We start from the raw sequence: 16,581 nt of genomic DNA on the forward strand, positions 1-16,581 counted from the left end.
GGGGGGGCTTGGATCAGTGCCCACCAAGGTGGGCACCTACCGGCCTGGGGCTCCTCAGCCCTGCTTGCGCACCGGTGCGCCGTTGGCCTTGTAGTACGGCGCGGTGCTGCGGGCGAGCGGGGTGCGGCCGCGGATCACGTCGGCCAGCTTCTCGGCCATCATGATGGTCGGCGCGTTGAGGTTGCCGGTCACCACCTGCGGCATGATCGAGGCATCGACGATGCGCAGGCCTTCCACGCCATGCACGCGGCCCTGGCCATCGACCACCGCCATCGGATCATCGGCGTGGCCCATCTTGTTCGAGCACGACGGGTGGTAGGCGGTTTCGGCGTGCTCGCGCACGAACGCATCGATCTGCGCGTCGGTCTGCAGCGCGCTGCCCGGCGAAATCTCGCGGCCGCTGTACGGTGCCAGCGCCGGCTGCGCGAAGATCTCGCGGGTGATGCGGATCGCCGCGCGGAATTCGCGCCAGTCCTGGTCGTGCGACATGTAGTTGAACAGGATGCTGGGATGTTCGCGTGGGTCCTTCGAGCGCACATGGATGCGGCCGCGGCTGGGCGAGCGCATCGAGCCGACGTGCATCTGGAAGCTGTGCGCCTTGATCGGGTTGGAGCCGTTGTAATTGATCGCCACCGGCAGGAAGTGGTACTGCAGGTTCGGCCAGTCGAACTCGGCGTCGCTGCGGATGAAGCCGCCGGCCTCGAACTGGTTGCTGGCGCCGATGCCGGTACCCAGGAACAGCCATTCGGCGCCGATCGCCGGCTGGTTGTACAGCTTCAGTGCCGGGGCCAGCGACACCGGCTTCTTGCACTCGTACTGCAGGTACATCTCAAGGTGGTCCTGCAGGTTGGCGCCGACGCCCGGCAGGTGGTGCACCAGGTCGATGTCGAGGCTGCGCAGCAGGTCGGCCGGGCCGACGCCCGAACGCTGCAGGATCTGCGGCGAGGCAATGGCGCCGCCGCACAGCAGCACTTCGCGGCGCGCGGTGGCACGCTGCGGCTGGTCGTTGTGCAGCCACTGCACGCCCACCGCACGCTTGCCCGAGAACAGGATGCGGTCGGTCAGTGCGTGGGTGACGATGGTCAGGTTCGGGCGCGGCTTGGCCAGGTCCAGGTAGCCGCGGGCGGTGCTGGAGCGACGGCCCTTCGGGGTCACCGTGCGGTCCATCGGGCCGAAGCCTTCCTGCTGGTAGCCGTTGAGGTCGTCGGTGCGCGGGTAGCCGGCCTGCACGCCGGCTTCGACCATCGCCGCGAACAGCTCGTTGTTGCCGGCCTTCGGCGTGGTCACGCGCAGTGGGCCGTCGCCACCGTGGTAGTCATTGGCGCCGATGTCGCGGGTTTCCGCCTTGCGGAAGTACGGCAGGCAGTCCAGGTAGGTCCAGTCTTCCAGGCCCGGCATGCTGGCCCAGTTGTCGTAGTCCATCGCGTTGCCGCGGATGTAGCACATGCCGTTGATCAGCGACGAGCCACCCAGGCCCTTGCCGCGGCCGCAGTCCATGCGGCGGTTGTTCATGAAGGGCTCGGGATCGGTCTTGTACGCCCAGTTGTAGCGCTTGCCCTGCAGCGGGAAGGCCAGCGCGGCCGGCATCTGGGTACGGAAGTCGAGCCGGTAGTCCGGGCCACCGGCTTCCAGCAGCAGCACGCTGACATCGGCATCTTCGGTGAGGCGGGTGGCCAGCACGTTGCCGGCCGAACCGGCGCCGATGATGATGTAGTCGTACTCGTTATGGGTGCTCATGGGTGTCTCCTGCAGGCCGGGGCGCGCTGCATGCAGGCGTCCCGGCGGAATGTCGGATCGGCACGGTGGCCGGACGATGGGGCGCGCTCAGGGCGCGCCGGTCAGAACACGCTGGCGTAGTCGCCCAGCTCGACCTGCACCGACTTGATGCGGGTGTAGTGGCCGAGGGTGGAGATACCGTTCTCGCGGCCGACGCCGGATTCCTTGTAGCCGCCGACCGGCATTTCGGCCGGCGATTCACCCCAGGTGTTGATCCAGCAGATGCCGGCTTCCAGGCGGTGGATGATGCGGTGGGCGCGACTGACGTCCTTGCTGACCACGCCGGCGGCGAGGCCGAAGGTGGTGTCGTTGGCACGGCGCACCACTTCGTCTTCGTCGTCGTAGGCGAGGATGCTCATCACCGGCCCGAAGATCTCTTCACGGACGATCGTCATGTCATCGCGGCAGTCGGAGAACACGGTCGGCAGCACGTAGGCACCGTTGGCCAGCGCACCTTCGGTGGCACGGCCACCGCCGGTCAGCAGGCGGGCGCCTTCGGCCTTGCCGCTTTCGATGTAGCGCAGCACGTTTTCCATGTGCGGGAAGCTGGTCAGCGGGCCGAAGTTGGTCCCGGCGGCCATCGGGTCGCCGATGCGGATGCGCTTGACGCGCTCGACAACGGCGGCTTCGAACGCGGCCAGCATGCTGCGCGGTACGAACACGCGGGTACCGTTGGTGCAGACCTGGCCGGAGCTGAAGAAGTTGGCCATCACCGCGATGTCGGCGGCGCGGTCGAGGTCGGCGTCATCGCAGATCACCAGCGGCGACTTGCCGCCCAGCTCCATGGTCACTTCCTTCAGCGACGAGGAGGCGGCACTGGCCATCACCTTCTTGCCGGTGGCGACGCCGCCGGTGAAGGAGATCTTCTCGATCACCGGGTGCTCGGTCAGCCACTGGCCGATCTCGCGGCCCGGGCCCTGCACGACGTTGAACACGCCGGCCGGCACGCCGGCTTCGGTGTAGATCTCGGCCAGCCGGATCGCGGTCAGCGGGGTCACTTCGGACGGCTTGAACACCATCGCGTTGCCGGCGGCCAGGGCCGGGGCCGACTTCCACATGGCGATCTGGATCGGGTAGTTCCACGCGCCGATGCCGGCGACCACGCCCAGCGGCTCGCGGCGGGTGTAGAAGAAGCTCGATTCGCGCAGCGGCAGCTGGATGCCTTCGATGGCGGTGGCCAGGCCGGCGTAGTACTCGACCACGTCGGCACCGGTGACGATGTCCACGGTGGTGGTCTCGGCCAGCGCCTTGCCGGTGTCCAGGGTTTCCAGGTGGGCCAGCTCATCATTGCGCTCGCGCAGGATCTCGACCGCACGGCGCAGGACGCGCGAACGCTCCATCGCGGTCATCGCGGCCCACACCTTCTGGCCTTCGGCCGCGCTCTGCACGGCGCGCTCGACGTCGGCCTGGCTGGCGACCTGCACTTCGGCGATCACCTCACCGGTGGCCGGATTCACCGACTTGAAGGTCTTGCCGCTGGTGGCATCGACGCGCTGGCCGTGGATGTACAGCTGTTGGACGGGCAGGGTGGTCATGGGGCGTACTCCTTGGAAGGGGGCGGGTGCTGAAGCGCTTATAGCGCGACAGCCTGCAACTGGAAGTCGATGTAGCCGTAAGCGATGCGCCGGGACTTCTCGGCATTGAACTGGCCGCCGACCAGGCTGCCGCGCAGCCACAGGCCGTCGATCATCGCGGCCAGGCCGCGGGCGGCCAGGCGGGCCTGCGGGTGGGGCAGCAGGCGGTTGAACTGGTGGCACAGGTTGGAGAACAGGCGCTGGTCGTTGGCGCGCTGCAGCCGGGCCAGTTCCGGCTGGTGCATGCTCGCGGCCCAGAAGGTGAGCCAGACGCGCATGGCGGTGCCGTTGATCTGGCTGTCATCGAAGTTGCCATCGACGATGGCGCGCAGCTGGTCGCGCGGGTCATCGCCGACATCGGCGCGGTAGCGCGCAACGGCGTCCTTCAGTTCGCGCAGGATCTGCCGCATTGCAGCATTGAGCAGGCCGTCCTTGTCGCCGAAGTAGTGGGCGACGATGCCGCTGGACAGCCCTGCCTTCTTCGCGATGGTGGCGACGGTTGCATCGGCCATGCCGATCTCGTCGATGGTCTGGAAAGTGGCCCGGATCAGCTGTTCGCGCCGTACCGGTTCCACGCCTTTCTTCGGCATTGTCTCTCCACGGATTGCGACCCGAAGGATCGGGCTGCCCGCCATTATGCTTTTTATTGATTGAACGTTCAATCAATAAACCCTAGGATGCGCTCGCGCCCCACGCCATGGGCCCGGTTTACCGGTCCGGCCCCGCCCATGTGCTCCCTCGGACTTGATGAGACGACCCCATGTCTTCCCTGGCTCATCCCAAGCGTTCGCCCCTGCGCTTGAACCGTTTTGTGTTCTTCAGTTCCTCGGTGTCGATCGGCATCCTCGGGCTGCTCACCGTTCTCTATCCCGAAGGCAGCGAGCACTGGCTGCAATGGGCGCAGGCCGAGGTGTCGGCGGCGTTCGGCTGGTGGTACATGCTGCTGATCGTGCTGTGCCTGGGCTTCGTGCTGTGGCTGGCGTTCTCGCCGTATGGCCGCATCCGCCTGGGCCACAACGAGGAATCGCCGGCCTTCGGCTACGTGCCCTGGGTGTCGATGCTGTTCTCGGCCGGCATCGGCATCGCGCTGCTGTACTACGGCGCCTACGAGCCGCTGGATCACTTCCTCAATCCGCCCGGCCAGCCCGGCGGTACCGTGGCCGCCGGTCGCGAGGCGATGGTGCTGACCTTCCTGCACTGGGGCCTGCACGGCTGGGCGCTGTACGCGCTGGTGGGCGTGGCGCTGGGCTATTTCGCCTACCGCCGTGACCTGCCGCTGGCGCTGCGCTCGGCGCTGTACCCGATCTTCGGTGAGCGCATCCATGGCCGCATCGGCGACATGGTCGATGGTTTCGGCATCCTTGCCACGCTGATCTCGATGGTGACCAACCTCGGCATCGGCGCGCTGGTGGTGCAGTCCGGCCTGGTCTACCTGTTCCACATTCCGGACACGCCGCAGGTGCTGGTGGCGATCGTGCTGGTGATGATGGTGGTGGCCACCATCGGCGTGGTGGCGGGTGTGGAGAAGGGCATCGCCTGGCTGTCCAACCTCAACGTGCGCCTGCTGTGCGGCCTGCTGCTGTTCGTGCTGGTCACCGGCCCGACCCTGCACCTGTTCGACGGCCTGATCCAGAACACCGGCGACTATCTGGGCGCGTTCGTGCGCAAGAGCTTCGACATGTACCTCAACGACCCGAAGGGTCGTGAATGGATGGGCTCGTGGACGCTGTTCTACTGGGCGTGGTGGATCGCCTGGGCACCGTTCGTGGGCCTTTTCGTGGCGCGCATCTCGCGTGGCCGCACCATCCGCGAAGTGATCATGGGCGTGCTGCTGATCCCGCTCGGCTTCACCCTGGCGTGGCTGTCGATCTTCGGCAATACCGCCATCGACCTGGTGCTCAACCACGGCCAGGCGGTGCTGGGCGAGGTGGCCCAGCACGATGCGGCGATGACGCTGTTCAAGCTGCTGGAATACCTGCCTGCCGCGCCTTACGTGGCCGGTGCCGCGGTGGTGATCGGCTTCGTGCTGTTCCTGACCCCGGTCGATTCGGGCACGCTGATGATCGCCAACCTGTGCACCCGTCGCGTCGACGATGGCGTGGAAGATGGCCACGACGCGCCGATCTGGCTGCGCGTGTTCTGGGCGGCCGGCATCACCGTGGCCAGTGTCGGCCTGCTGCTGGCCGGCAACTTCAGTGCGATGCAGACGGCGGTGGTGCTGTGCGGCCTGCCGTTCTCGTTCACCCTGGCGTTCTACATGTGGGGCCTGCTGAAGGCGCTGCGCACCGACCCGGACGCACCGCGCCGGTGACCGGGCATCTGGCACGCATCCCGACGTTGCCGGTGACGCAGTAGCGCCAGGCCATGCCTGGCTGCGAAGAAACCAGAGGGGCCGGATCCGCGAGGACCCGGCCCTTTTTGTCGGATGGCCGACCAGCAGTCGACGCTACCCAGGGTGAAGCGCCAGCTGCTGGACAGCTGGAGGCACCCGGCCGCATGGAATTTCGTAGCACTCTGAAAGACAGGCAGGGCCGTTCGCGGTAATCATCGTTCAACGATCCATTTCCGGAGTTGAGCAATGGTCCGAATCCTGAGCTGTGCGTTGATGGTCTCGCTTTCGATGAGTGCCCATGCGGTGCCGGGCGCGATGGTGCAATTGAATTTCCCGGTGATCGCGCTGGGTGAAACGGCAGAACTGAACCTGCAGCTGGCACCACATCCGGGTGGGCTGGTGACCTATTCGATCCACACCAATGTCCATGCCAGCGAGGAGAGCAGCGGCTACCGGGTGCTGGATGTGCGCTGCCCGCCGGGCTTCCTCTCCAACGTCTACCAGGGAAACGCCGGTGCGGTGTGCTATCGCATCGAGGATACGCCGCATCCCGCCGGTGAGATGTCGGTGACAGTGTTCAACGAGGATGCGCCGGATGGGCATCTTGAGTGGGAGGAAGGCCTGTGGTCGCTGGACACCACGGGCCCCGCAGTGAAAACGTCGTGGCACCTGTTCGGCGTGCGGCCCTGATCTGTGGGGTTGACGCGTGACCTGATGCGAGTGGGACCGTGTGCAGACGAAAAGGGCCGGATCCGTGAGGATCCGGCCCTTTTGCCGGGTCGTCGACCAGCAGCCGACGCTACCGGGAGCGGAGCGTTACTTGCTGGCCAGCTGGCGCAGCACGTACTGCAGCAGGCCACCATGACGGAAGTATTCGACCTCCTTCGGGGTCAGCAGCATCACCGAAACCTCAAAGGTCTTCTTCGTGCCATCAGCCTTGGTGGCGGTGACCGTGGCACGCTTGCTGGCACCGTCCTGCAGGCCGGTGATGTCGATCATTTCCGAGCCGTCCAGGCCCAGGCTCTGCGCGTTCTCGCCATTGCGGAACTGCAGCGGCAGCACGCCCATGCCGACCAGGTTGGAGCGGTGGATGCGCTCGAAGCTCTCGGCGATGACCGCTTTCACCCCCAGCAGCAGGGTGCCCTTGGCGGCCCAGTCGCGCGATGAACCGGTGCCGTATTCCTTGCCGGCCAGCACCACCAGCGGCACCTTGTCGGCCTTGTACTTCATGGCCGCATCGTAGATCGCCAGCTTCTCCGGCTGGCCACCGCCGGCCGGGTAGTACAGGGTGTTGCCACCTTCCTCGCCACCGAACATCAGGTTCTTGATGCGGATGTTGGCGAAGGTGCCGCGGACCATCACGTCATCGTTGCCGCGGCGGCTGCCGTAGCTGTTGAAGTCGGCCGGCTGCACGCCGCGTTCCTGCAGGAAGCGGCCTGCCGGCGAGTCCTTCTTGATGTTGCCGGCCGGGGAGATGTGGTCGGTGGTGATCGAGTCGCCGAACAGGCCCATCACGCGTGCGCCGTGCACGTCGTCGATGCTGCCGGTCTGCATGGTCATGCCATCGAAGTACGGCGGGTTCTTGATGTAGGTGGAGGCATCGCTCCACTCGTACAGGTTGCCGTCCGGCGAGGCGATGGTGTTCCAGCGGGTGTCACCCTTGAACACATCGGCATAGTTCTGCTTGAACATCTCCGGGCCGATGGTGGCGGCGATGACGTCGCCGATTTCCTTGTTGCTCGGCCAGATGTCGCGCAGGAACACCGGCTGGCCATCGCTGCCGGTACCCAGCGGCTGGGTGGTCAGGTCGATGTCGGTGGTGCCGGCGATGGCGTAGGCCACCACCAGCGGCGGGCTGGCCAGGTAGTTCATCTTCACTTCGGGATGCACGCGGCCCTCGAAGTTGCGGTTGCCCGACAGCACCGAGGTGACCACCAGATCGCCGGCGGCGATGCCGGCGCTGACTTCGGTCGGCAGCGGGCCGGAGTTGCCGATGCAGGTGGTGCAGCCGTAGCCGACCACGTAGAAGCCGATCTTCTCCAGCTCCTTCAGCACGCCGGCCTTTTCCAGGTAGTCGGTGACCACGCGCGAGCCTGGGCCGAGCGAGGTCTTCACCCAGGGCTGGCGGTTCAGGCCCTTGGCCGCCGCGTTGCGCGCCAGCAGGCCGGCGCCGATCATCACCGCCGGGTTGGAGGTGTTGGTGCACGAGGTGATGGCGGCGATGACCACTGCGCCGTCCTTCAGCCGTACCTTGCGGTTCTCGATCTCGATGTCGGCGAAGCCCTTGGCCAGCTGCTCGTTGCCGACCGCCGCACCGCCGCCTTCATTGACGAAGGAGGACACATCCTCGCTGCGCTTGTCGCGGTTGGCGGTCATGCCCACCAGCGCTTCGCGGTAGTTCTTCTGCACGTCTTCCAGCAGCACGCGGTCCTGCGGGCGCTTCGGGCCGGCCAGCGACGGCTTCACCGTGCCCATGTCCAGTTCCAGGGTGGTGCTGTACTGGGCATGCGGGCTGCCCGGCTCGTGCCACAGGCCCTGCGCCTTGGCGTAGGCCTCGACCAGGTTGATCTGCTCTTCGCTGCGGCCGGACAGGCGCAGGTAGTTCAGTGATTCGGCGTCGATCGGGAAAATGCCGCAGGTGGCGCCGTATTCCGGGGCCATGTTGCCGATGGTGGCGCGGTCGGCCAGCGGCAGGTGCTGCAGGCCGTCACCGTAGAACTCGACGAACTTGCCGACCACGCCCAGCTTGCGCAGCATCTGGGTGACGGTCAGCACCAGGTCGGTGGCGGTGGCGCCCTCGGGTAGCTTGCCGGTCAGCTTGAAGCCCACCACCTGCGGGATCAGCATCGACGACGGCTGGCCGAGCATGGCCGCCTCCGCTTCGATGCCGCCCACGCCCCAGCCGAGCACGCCGATGCCATTGATCATCGTGGTGTGGCTGTCGGTGCCGAATACGGTGTCCGGATAAGCGATGGCCGTGCCTTCCTTATCGGCGGTCATCACCACGCGGGCCAGGTTTTCCAGGTTCACCTGGTGGACGATGCCGGTATTGGGTGGCACCACCTTGAAGTTGTCGAAGGCCTTCTGGCCCCAGCGCAGGAAGCCGTAGCGTTCCTGGTTGCGCTGGAACTCGATCTTGCCGTTGAGGTCCAGCGCCTCGGGCTTGCCGAACACATCGACCTGCACCGAGTGGTCGATGACCAGTTCGGAGGGAATCTGCGGGTTGATCTGCTCGGGCGAGCCGCCAAGCTTGACCACCGCATCGCGCATCGCGGCCAGGTCGACCACGCAGGGCACGCCGGTGAAGTCCTGCAGGACCACGCGCGCCGGCATGAAGGCTATTTCGGTGTCCGGTTCGGCGCTGGGCTGCCAGCGTGCCACTGCTTCGATGTGGTCGGGGCCGACGGTGGCGCCGCCGTCCTCGTGCCGGAGCAGATTCTCCAGCAGGATCTTCATCGAGTAGGGCAGGTGGGAGATATCGAAGCGCTGGCCGAGCTTGGGAAGGCTGAAGTAGTCGTAGGTCTTGCCGCCGACGTCCAGCTGGCTGCGGGTGGAGAACGAATCGCTCATGCGGGGTGACTCCTCTTGCGGATGGCTTGCACTGGCCCGCCGTGGCAGGCCTGCTTGCGTTTGCCGATGGCGTTCCGGCCGCCGGATCCCCACCAGTATGGCCGAGCGGGGAGGGGCCAGAACGCCCTTGGCGCAGGACGCAAGGTTACATGGCTGTATGTAGTGCCGATGTCACGGTTTGCCGCGCCACTGGCTCATCAGCATCTGCAGGAAGCGCTCGGCGGTGGGTGAGAGCAGGGCGCCGCGACGGCGCACGATGCCGATGGTGCGCGACACCACCGGGTTGCCGATCGGGCGGGTCACCAGGATCGGGTGGTCGCCATCGGGGGTGGCCATCTTCGGCAGCACCGAGACACCGATGCCGGCTTCGACCATGCCCAGCGAGGTGGACAGGTGGGTCACCTCGTAGTGCCAGCTCAGTTTCAGGTTCTCGCGTGCCAGCGCACCGTCGAGCAGGGTGCGGTTGCCGCTGGTGCGATGCACGGTGATCAGCTGGTGCTGGGCCAGATCGGCCCATTCGACCTTGCGCTTGCGGGCCAGTGGATGGTCGCGGCGGCAGGCCAGCACGAACGGATCTTCGGCCAGCACGTCGAAATCAAGGTTGGGATCGTTGGCACCCATGAAGTTGATGCCGAATTCCACTTCGCCACGTTCCACCGCCTGCAGCCCTTCGGTGGCCGGGATATCCAGGATGCGGAAGCGCACGTTCGGGTGCGCCTCGTGGAAGCGCGCCATCACGCTGGGCAGGAAGTAGAACGCCGCCGTCGGCAGGCAGGCGATGGTCACCGTGGCGCCGCGGGTGTCTTCGCGCCCGCGCAGTGAAAACAGCGAGCCGTCGAATTCCTCCAGCATGCGCCGCACCAATGGCAACAGGTTCTCACCCACGGCGGTGGTGCTGACGCTGCGCGTGGTGCGCTCCAGCAGCGGTGAGCCGACGGCCTGTTCCAGTTTCTGGATGCGGCGGCTGAGCGCGGGCTGCGATACGTGCAGGCTTTCCGCGGCGCGATGGAAGCTGCGTGTCTCAGCAACCAGGAGGAACGCGCGAAGATCCAGAATCTCGCAATTGATGCTCATGGCGTATCAATCATCCAAAAATCAGCAATTCACAGATCAATTGGCGTCATGCCAGTATCGAATTACAGAGGGGGTATTCATCCCCTATACGCATCAATCTAGCACACGTATGTCCAATGATCTGCTCAGCATTCCCTGCGTACTCATGCGCGGTGGCACCTCCAAAGGCCCCTTCTTCCTGGCATCCGACCTGCCGGCGGACACTGCTCAGCGCGATCGCCTGCTGCTTGAAGTGATGGGGTCGGGCCACCCGCTGCAGATCGACGGCATCGGCGGGGGCAACGCGCTGACCAGCAAGGTGGCGATCATCGACCACTCCAGCCGCGCCGACGCCGACGTGGACTATCTGTTCGCCCAGGTGCGGGTGGAGCAGCAGGTGGTGGATACCTCGCCGAACTGCGGCAACATGCTGGCGGCCGTCGGGCCCTACGCCATCGAGCGCGGGCTGGTGCAGGCACAGGACCCGCAGACCCGGGTGCGCGTCTTCAACGTCAATACCGGCAAGCTGATCGTGGCCACGGTGGAAACGCCGGGTGGTGAGGTGGTCTACCGCGGTGATACGCGGATCGCTGGCGCGCCCGGCTCGGCCTCGCCGGTGCGGCTGTCCTTCCTGGATGCGGCCGGCGCCCGTACCGGCAAACTGCTCCCCAGCGGGCATGCCCAGGAAACCATCGACGGCGTGGCGGTAAGCCTGATCGACTGTGCGATGCCGATGATGCTGGTGCGCGCCGAGGATCTGGGCGTGCGCGGCGATGCCTCACCGGCCGAACTGAATGCGGATGCGAGCCTGCTTGCCCGTCTTGAAGCGCTGCGCATCGAAGCCGGCGCCCGCATGGGCATCGCCGATGCCGGCAACAAGGTCATTCCCAAGCCAGTGCTGCTTTCTGCACCGCAGCACGGCGGCCATTTGCAGGTGCGCTACTTCATGCCGCACCAGTGCCATACCGCGCTGGCAATCACTGGTGGGGTTGGTCTGGCCACGGCCGCGGTCACGCCGGGCACGCTGGCCAACACTTTCGTCGGATGCCTGGGCCTGCCCGGCAGCATTACCCTCGAACATCCGAGCGGGGTCCTGGACGTGGGCCTCAGCCGAAGCTCGGACGATGCGCCGGTGGTTGCCAGCGTGGTCCGTACCGCCCGCCGCCTGTTCGAAGGCCGCGTGTTCGCGACTTCGCCGGCAACCGCCGAGATCTGTTCCACCCAAGACCGCCAATGGACTTCAGCGGCATGACCTGAAACCGGTCGGGCCCGCGCGGCCGCGCGTGGACGGCCACCACAACGTAGATGCTTCACTCCTGGGAGGGATGATGTACAAGCAGATGTTCATGGCCGCGCTGTGCGCGGCAGGCCTGGCCATGGCCGGGTGCAGCAAGCAGGGAGCCGATGCACAGGGCGCCGCGGTCGGTGGCGGCGATAGCGCGCCGGTGCGGATCAGCGTGGGGTCGTACAACCTCAACAACCTGCCGTTCTTCATTGCCGATTCCAAGGGCTACTTCAAGGATGTCGGCCTCGAGGTGAAGACGGAGAACTTCGCTCAGGGCGGCTCGAAGGTGCTGCAGGCGCTGGTGGCCAACTCCACCGACGTGGCGGTGGGATTCTATGACCACACCATCCAGATGCAGGCCAAGCACAAGGACGTGGTGGGTTTCGTGCTGCTGTCGCGCAATTCCGGGCTGGTAATGGCTGGCCGCGATGACGCGACCTTCGACCCGGCCCGCCCGGAGACGATCAAGGGCCAGAAGGTCGGCATCACCGCGCCGGGCTCCTCGTCTGACTTCTTCGTTCGCCACTTCCTGGCCCAGCATGACATACCGGTGGACAGCATCTCGCTGATCGGCGTCGGCTCGGGTGCGGCAGCGGTGGCTGCACTGGAACAGGGCAAGATCGACCTGCTGGTGAACTACGACCCGGCCGCCACCCTGATCACCGAGCGCAAGGTCGGAAAGATCATCATTGATGCACGCAGTGACGAGGGCGCACGCCAGGTCTATGGCGGGCTCTACCCGACCTCGGTGATGTACGCCAACCGCAGCTTCCTGGAACAGCGCCCGCAGGCGGCCGAGAAGATCGCCCGCGCCGAGCAGATGGCCCTGAAGTTCATCGCCGACAACAGCGCCGAGGACATCGTCGCCGCGCTGCCGGACAGCTACGTCTCCGGTGACCGCGCTACCTACGCTCGTGCCGTGGAGAACGCCCGCGCGATCTTCACCACCGATGGCCACTTCACCGCGGCCGATCTGGAAACGCCGCTGAAGGTGCTGCGCGAGTTCAACAAGGATGTCGCCAACGCCGACATCGATCTGTCCAGGACCTACACCAATGCCTTCGTCGAGCGTGCCCACGCTGCGGCGCCGGCTGCCCAACCGTAAGCGGAGGTAACCCCATGGCCCTCAATGCCACCGTGCGCCAGCTCAACGGCGCGCCGCAGCTGGAGCCTGCACAGACCATGGTCGCCATCAACAAGGTGACCATGTCCTTCGGCGAGTTCACCGCCGTGCGTGATGTCGATATCCAGGTGGGCGACGGCGAGTTCCTCGCCATCGTCGGCCCCACCGGCTGCGGCAAGAGCACCATCCTCAATTCCGTGGCGGGGCTGCTCAAGCCTTCGTCCGGCGAAGTGGCCATCGACGGCCGCGCGGTCAGCGGCGTGCAGGAGTCGGTCGGCTACCTGTTCCAGCAGGATGCGCTGCTGCCGTGGAAGACCGCCTACCAGAACGTCGAGCTGGGCCTGCGCTTCCGCGGCGTGCCCGAGGCCGAGCGCAAGGCCAAGGCCAATGCGTGGCTGGCCAAGGTCGGCCTGGCCGGCTTCGAGCACCGCTATCCGCATCAGTTGTCCGGTGGCCAGCGCAAGCGCGTGCAGATGGCGCAGGCGCTGATCGTCGAACCGAAGGTGATCCTGATGGACGAGCCGTTCTCGGCGCTGGACATCCACACCCGCCACCTGATGCAGAACGAGCTGTTGCGCCTGTGGCAGGAGGATCGCCGCTCGGTGATCCTGATCACCCACGACCTGGAAGAAGCCATCGCCCTGGGTGACCGCGTGGTGGTGCTGTCTTCCGGCCCGGCCAGCCGCGTCGTGCGCAGCTTCGATGTGGACCTGGAACGGCCGCGCAATGTTGCCGAAATCAAGCTGGACGAACGTTTCACCGACCTGTACCGCGACATCTGGGCCTGCCTGCGCGGCGAAGTGGAGAAGAGCTATGCACGCCAAGACTGACAAGATCATCCAGCTGGCTCTGGTCATTGCCGTGTTCGGCGGCTGGGAAGGCGGCATCGCGCTGGGCGTGATCGATCCGTTTTTCTTCCCCTCACCGACGGCGATCGTGCAGCAGGCCTGGACCTGGCTGTCCGATACCTCGTTCTACCAGCACGTGTACATCACCCTGACCGAAACCGCGCTGGGCTACCTGATCGGTACCGGCCTGGGCGTGGCGGGCGGTGTCTGGCTCGGCCTGAGCCGTCGCTCGGCGCGCATCCTGGATCCCTTCATCAAAGGCTTCAACGCGATCCCGCGCGTGGTGCTGGCACCGATCTTCGTGCTCTGGCTGGGCCTGGGTCTGTGGTCGAAGGTGGCCCTGGCGGTGACCCTGGTGTTCTTCACCACGTTCTTCAACGCCATGCAGGGCGTCCGTGAAGTGAACCCTGTGGTGCTGGCCAACGCGCGCATCCTCGGTGCGGGCCGCAGTGATCTGCTGCGCCACGTGTACTTCCCCGCGGCCGCCAGTTGGATCCTGTCTTCGCTGCGCACGTCAGTGGGCTTTGCCGTGGTCGGCGCCATCATCGGCGAATACCTGGGTGCGTCTGCAGGCCTGGGCTACCTGATCGCGCAGGCCGAGGGCAACTTCAATGCGGTAGGTGTATTTGCCGGCATCATCATCCTGGCCGCCTTCGTGCTGGTCATCGATGCCCTACTCGACGTGGTCGAGAACAAGCTGATCACCTGGCGTCCCAACGCCCAGGCACAGGCCACCAGCTGACCGCGCTGCGCTGAGCCCGCATGCCGCGCCGCCGGGCCGAACCGGCGGCGCGCGCTGCCTCCCCCGATCTTCCCCCGCACCACCGCAACAGGCCAGCGCCAGGCCAGGGGGCCGGCTGGCCGGAGAGAGAACCCATGAACACGCACACCGTGCTGCCCCGCGCAGCGCTGTCGGTCGCGCTTGGCCTGCTGTTGGCCAGCGGCCATGCCGGGGCACAGTCCGCCCCGGCTCCGCTGAGCCAGGCCGAACTGTCGGCGCTGGTGCAGCAGCAGGCGCTGCAGATCCAGCAGCTCGAAGCGCGCCTGCGTGCCGTCGAAGGCGGGCAGGGCGCCGTCCCAACCCCGCCTGTGGCACCGGCGCCCGCGCTGGAAAGTCGGGTCGCCGCGCTGGAGTCGAGCCAGTCCAAGTCGCCCAAGGTGTCCTGGTCGAAGGGCGCGCCGGAATTCGGCAGCGCCGATGGCAAGGTGGCATTCCGCCCGCGCGGCCGCCTGTTTGTCGATGGCTCCAGCACCGACGGCTCGTCGGTGGCCGAGCGCAACATCTCCGGCACCGAGATCCGCTCGGTGCGCCTGGGAGCCGAGGGTCGCTACGGCATCCTCGGCTGGGCGGTGGAGGGCGACTTCGCCGACAATGCCGTGGCCTGGAAATCGGTCTACGCGACCGTGGACCACCGCCTGTTCGGCCTGCCGGCCGACCTGACCGTGGGCAACCGGCTGAACGACCGCGGCATCGACGGTTCCAGCAGCACCTCCAACACGCCGTTCCCGGACCGCAACGTGGTCGGCACGCTGATGCTGCCGCAGCGCGGCCTGTTCGGCGTCGGCCTGACCGAGCGCGTGTACGGCAAGCGTTGGCACGCCAGCCTGTCGGTGGCAGGCAACGATCTGAACAACGCCGGCAACGACAACGACAGCCAGACCTGGGCCACGCGTGTGCACTGGAACCCGGTGGCCGGCAAGGCCGCCACCGTGCACCTGGGGGCCTGGGCCTTCCATGAGGAGATCGCCGCCGGTGCCAGCGGCGTGCTGCGCAGCTCGGCCATCGCCGGGCACTTCAACGATCTGGTGAAGATCGCCCCGGGCGCCCTGACGGGTGCTGAGCGCAGCACGGCCTATGGCCTGGAAGCGGCCGGGTTCTTCGGCCCGGCGTGGGCCACCGGTGAATGGGGCACGCGCAACCTGCGCGGGGTCGACGCCAGCGGCCGCTACGACCTGGACCACCAGGCCTGGGCGATATCGGCGGGCTGGTTCCTGGTGGGCGCGCTTCCTGCCTATTCAGGCAAGGCCGGCACCTGGGGCAAGGTGAAGGTGGCCGACCCCGTGACCGACGGCGGCGCCGGGGCATGGGAACTGAAGGCGCGCTATGAGAACGTGGACTACGCCGAACTTCCCACCGGCGGCACCGGCCACGCGTGGACGGTGGGAGCGAACTGGTACCTGAACGACTACAGCCGGGTGATGTTCGAGGCAATCCGCTGGCAGGCCACCAACCGCAGTGGTAGCGGGCAGGGCCGGGACGAGGGCACCACCTTCAATACCCGGCTGCAGGTGGCGTTCTAAGTACGTGGCTGGCGGTATGGCCCCTTCGGTATGTATAATTCGTGCATACCGAAGAGGGCCTACCGATGGAAGCCACTGTTGCAGAACGCGGGCAGATCACCCTGCCCAAGGCGGTGCGTGATGCCCTCGGCCTGACCAAGGGCACGCTGCTGAAGGTCGAGCTGGATGGCAGCCGCATCATCCTGCGCAAGAGTGTTGACGATGCCATTTCACGGGCGCGCGGCAAGTTCGCGCTCGATGGCTTCGATTCGGCTGAAGCGGCCGTGCGCTCGGTGCGCGACGAGGAATAAGCCGTGATGATCGCCGTCGATTCCCCGGTGCTGGTCGAACTGCTCAGCAATGGCCCGCAGGCCGATGCGGTGGAAGCCATCCTGCGCCAGAGCCTGGTTGGCGGCCGCGTGGTGGTCTGCGGCGCGACCCTGGCCGAGGTCTGCGCCTCGCTGCGCGGCGGTGCCGAGGTGCTCGAAGCGCTGGAAGAAATGGGCGTGCACTTCAATGCGCTGGAGGCCAAATCGGCACTGCGCGCCGGCGAGATGCACCGCCGCCACCGCCAGCGCAGCGGCAGCCGCCGCAGCCTGGACGAATTCATGGTCGGCGCCCACGCACTGCTGCAGTGCGACGGCCTGATCACCTGGAACGATACGTTTTACCGCGACTACTTCAAGGGCCTGAAGCTGATCGTGCCGCAAGCCTGAGCCCATTTTTTTTCAACCTACGCA

At 66.5% G+C, this 16,581-nt stretch carries 14 protein-coding genes; 9 read left to right on the top strand and 5 right to left on the bottom strand.

All coding sequences use genetic code 11. The features are described from left to right. Positions 1 to 54: 54 nt before the first annotated feature. The 3 genes from betA to betI form a co-directional block, all read right to left on the bottom strand. A complete protein-coding gene (gene betA / locus AC5P7U_RS16640) occupies positions 55 to 1,737 on the bottom strand; it encodes a choline dehydrogenase (RefSeq protein WP_197564619.1) in 1,683 nt (560 codons plus the stop codon). Between the two features lie 101 nt (positions 1,738 to 1,838). Next, positions 1,839 to 3,311: a betaine-aldehyde dehydrogenase gene (betB, locus tag AC5P7U_RS16645; protein WP_197564618.1), complete on the bottom strand. Its 1,473-nt coding sequence runs from the start codon at positions 3,309 to 3,311 to the stop codon at positions 1,839 to 1,841. Between the two features lie 38 nt (positions 3,312 to 3,349). After that, positions 3,350 to 3,940, bottom strand: a complete 591-nt coding sequence (gene betI, locus AC5P7U_RS16650; protein WP_049455864.1) for a transcriptional regulator BetI — start codon at positions 3,938 to 3,940, stop codon at positions 3,350 to 3,352. A gap of 170 nt (positions 3,941 to 4,110) precedes the next feature. On the opposite strand from betI, the gene AC5P7U_RS16655 reads away from it, so the two are divergent. Next, positions 4,111 to 5,661, top strand: a complete 1,551-nt coding sequence (locus AC5P7U_RS16655; protein WP_006441902.1) for a BCCT family transporter — start codon at positions 4,111 to 4,113, stop codon at positions 5,659 to 5,661. Positions 5,662 to 5,928: 267 nt separating this feature from the next. Then, positions 5,929 to 6,372, top strand: coding sequence for a hypothetical protein (locus AC5P7U_RS16660; RefSeq protein ID WP_414555042.1), 444 nt, complete (start codon positions 5,929 to 5,931; stop codon positions 6,370 to 6,372). Between the two features lie 126 nt (positions 6,373 to 6,498). Here AC5P7U_RS16660 and acnA read toward each other — a convergent pair whose 3' ends face one another. Together acnA and AC5P7U_RS16670 are read right to left on the bottom strand one after the other, a co-directional pair. Further along, positions 6,499 to 9,252 carry an aconitate hydratase AcnA gene (gene acnA / locus AC5P7U_RS16665; RefSeq protein ID WP_197565021.1) on the bottom strand — a complete coding sequence of 918 codons (2,754 nt, stop codon included), beginning with the start codon at positions 9,250 to 9,252 and terminating at the stop codon, positions 6,499 to 6,501. A gap of 171 nt (positions 9,253 to 9,423) precedes the next feature. Next, positions 9,424 to 10,326 carry a LysR family transcriptional regulator gene (locus tag AC5P7U_RS16670; RefSeq protein WP_049455867.1) on the bottom strand — a complete coding sequence of 301 codons (903 nt, stop codon included), beginning with the start codon at positions 10,324 to 10,326 and terminating at the stop codon, positions 9,424 to 9,426. Between the two features lie 109 nt (positions 10,327 to 10,435). Between AC5P7U_RS16670 and AC5P7U_RS16675 the strand changes: the two genes are divergently transcribed. From AC5P7U_RS16675 to AC5P7U_RS16705, 7 genes are all read left to right on the top strand, one after another. Beyond that, the gene (locus AC5P7U_RS16675; protein WP_197565022.1) at positions 10,436 to 11,557 is read left to right on the top strand and encodes a 4-oxalomesaconate tautomerase; all 1,122 of its coding nucleotides are present in this window, start codon (positions 10,436 to 10,438) and stop codon (positions 11,555 to 11,557) included. Between the two features lie 76 nt (positions 11,558 to 11,633). Continuing rightward, positions 11,634 to 12,695: an ABC transporter substrate-binding protein gene (locus tag AC5P7U_RS16680; RefSeq protein WP_006442367.1), complete on the top strand. Its 1,062-nt coding sequence runs from the start codon at positions 11,634 to 11,636 to the stop codon at positions 12,693 to 12,695. A 14-nt stretch (positions 12,696 to 12,709) separates the two neighbouring features. Further along, a complete protein-coding gene (locus AC5P7U_RS16685) occupies positions 12,710 to 13,543 on the top strand; it encodes an ABC transporter ATP-binding protein (protein WP_006442369.1) in 834 nt (277 codons plus the stop codon). Next, positions 13,527 to 14,303, top strand: a complete 777-nt coding sequence (locus AC5P7U_RS16690) for an ABC transporter permease (protein ID WP_006442371.1) — start codon at positions 13,527 to 13,529, stop codon at positions 14,301 to 14,303. Before AC5P7U_RS16685 ends, AC5P7U_RS16690 begins: the two co-directional genes overlap by 17 nt. 134 nt (positions 14,304 to 14,437) lie before the next feature. Then, a complete protein-coding gene (locus AC5P7U_RS16695; RefSeq protein ID WP_006442492.1) occupies positions 14,438 to 15,862 on the top strand; it encodes an OprO/OprP family phosphate-selective porin in 1,425 nt (474 codons plus the stop codon). Positions 15,863 to 15,927: 65 nt separating this feature from the next. Next, positions 15,928 to 16,152, top strand: a complete 225-nt coding sequence (locus AC5P7U_RS16700) for an AbrB/MazE/SpoVT family DNA-binding domain-containing protein (RefSeq protein ID WP_006442494.1) — start codon at positions 15,928 to 15,930, stop codon at positions 16,150 to 16,152. Positions 16,153 to 16,158: 6 nt separating this feature from the next. Further along, complete coding sequence (locus AC5P7U_RS16705; protein WP_049458027.1) at positions 16,159 to 16,557, top strand: type II toxin-antitoxin system VapC family toxin; 399 nt, start codon at positions 16,159 to 16,161, stop codon at positions 16,555 to 16,557. Positions 16,558 to 16,581: the final 24 nt, after the last annotated feature.

The organism is Stenotrophomonas sp. YJH_SMC_57, assembly GCF_059369755.1.

Bases quoted from the DNA above. Each gene is read 5' to 3' on its own strand.
- betI (WP_049455864.1), bottom strand. From the start codon at position 3,940: ATGCCGAAGAAAGGCGTGGAACCGGTACGGCGCGAACAGCTGATCCGG.
- betA (WP_197564619.1), bottom strand. From the start codon at position 1,737: ATGAGCACCCATAACGAGTACGACTACATCATCATCGGCGCCGGTTCG.
- AC5P7U_RS16655 (WP_006441902.1), top strand. From the start codon at position 4,111: ATGTCTTCCCTGGCTCATCCCAAGCGTTCGCCCCTGCGCTTGAACCGT.
- AC5P7U_RS16660 (WP_414555042.1), top strand. From the start codon at position 5,929: ATGGTCCGAATCCTGAGCTGTGCGTTGATGGTCTCGCTTTCGATGAGT.
- AC5P7U_RS16670 (WP_049455867.1), bottom strand. From the start codon at position 10,326: ATGAGCATCAATTGCGAGATTCTGGATCTTCGCGCGTTCCTCCTGGTT.
- AC5P7U_RS16680 (WP_006442367.1), top strand. From the start codon at position 11,634: ATGTACAAGCAGATGTTCATGGCCGCGCTGTGCGCGGCAGGCCTGGCC.
- AC5P7U_RS16675 (WP_197565022.1), top strand. From the start codon at position 10,436: ATGTCCAATGATCTGCTCAGCATTCCCTGCGTACTCATGCGCGGTGGC.
- AC5P7U_RS16705 (WP_049458027.1), top strand. From the start codon at position 16,159: ATGATCGCCGTCGATTCCCCGGTGCTGGTCGAACTGCTCAGCAATGGC.
- AC5P7U_RS16685 (WP_006442369.1), top strand. From the start codon at position 12,710: ATGGCCCTCAATGCCACCGTGCGCCAGCTCAACGGCGCGCCGCAGCTG.
- AC5P7U_RS16700 (WP_006442494.1), top strand. From the start codon at position 15,928: ATGGAAGCCACTGTTGCAGAACGCGGGCAGATCACCCTGCCCAAGGCG.
- AC5P7U_RS16690 (WP_006442371.1), top strand. From the start codon at position 13,527: ATGCACGCCAAGACTGACAAGATCATCCAGCTGGCTCTGGTCATTGCC.
- betB (WP_197564618.1), bottom strand. From the start codon at position 3,311: ATGACCACCCTGCCCGTCCAACAGCTGTACATCCACGGCCAGCGCGTC.
- AC5P7U_RS16695 (WP_006442492.1), top strand. From the start codon at position 14,438: ATGAACACGCACACCGTGCTGCCCCGCGCAGCGCTGTCGGTCGCGCTT.
- acnA (WP_197565021.1), bottom strand. From the start codon at position 9,252: ATGAGCGATTCGTTCTCCACCCGCAGCCAGCTGGACGTCGGCGGCAAG.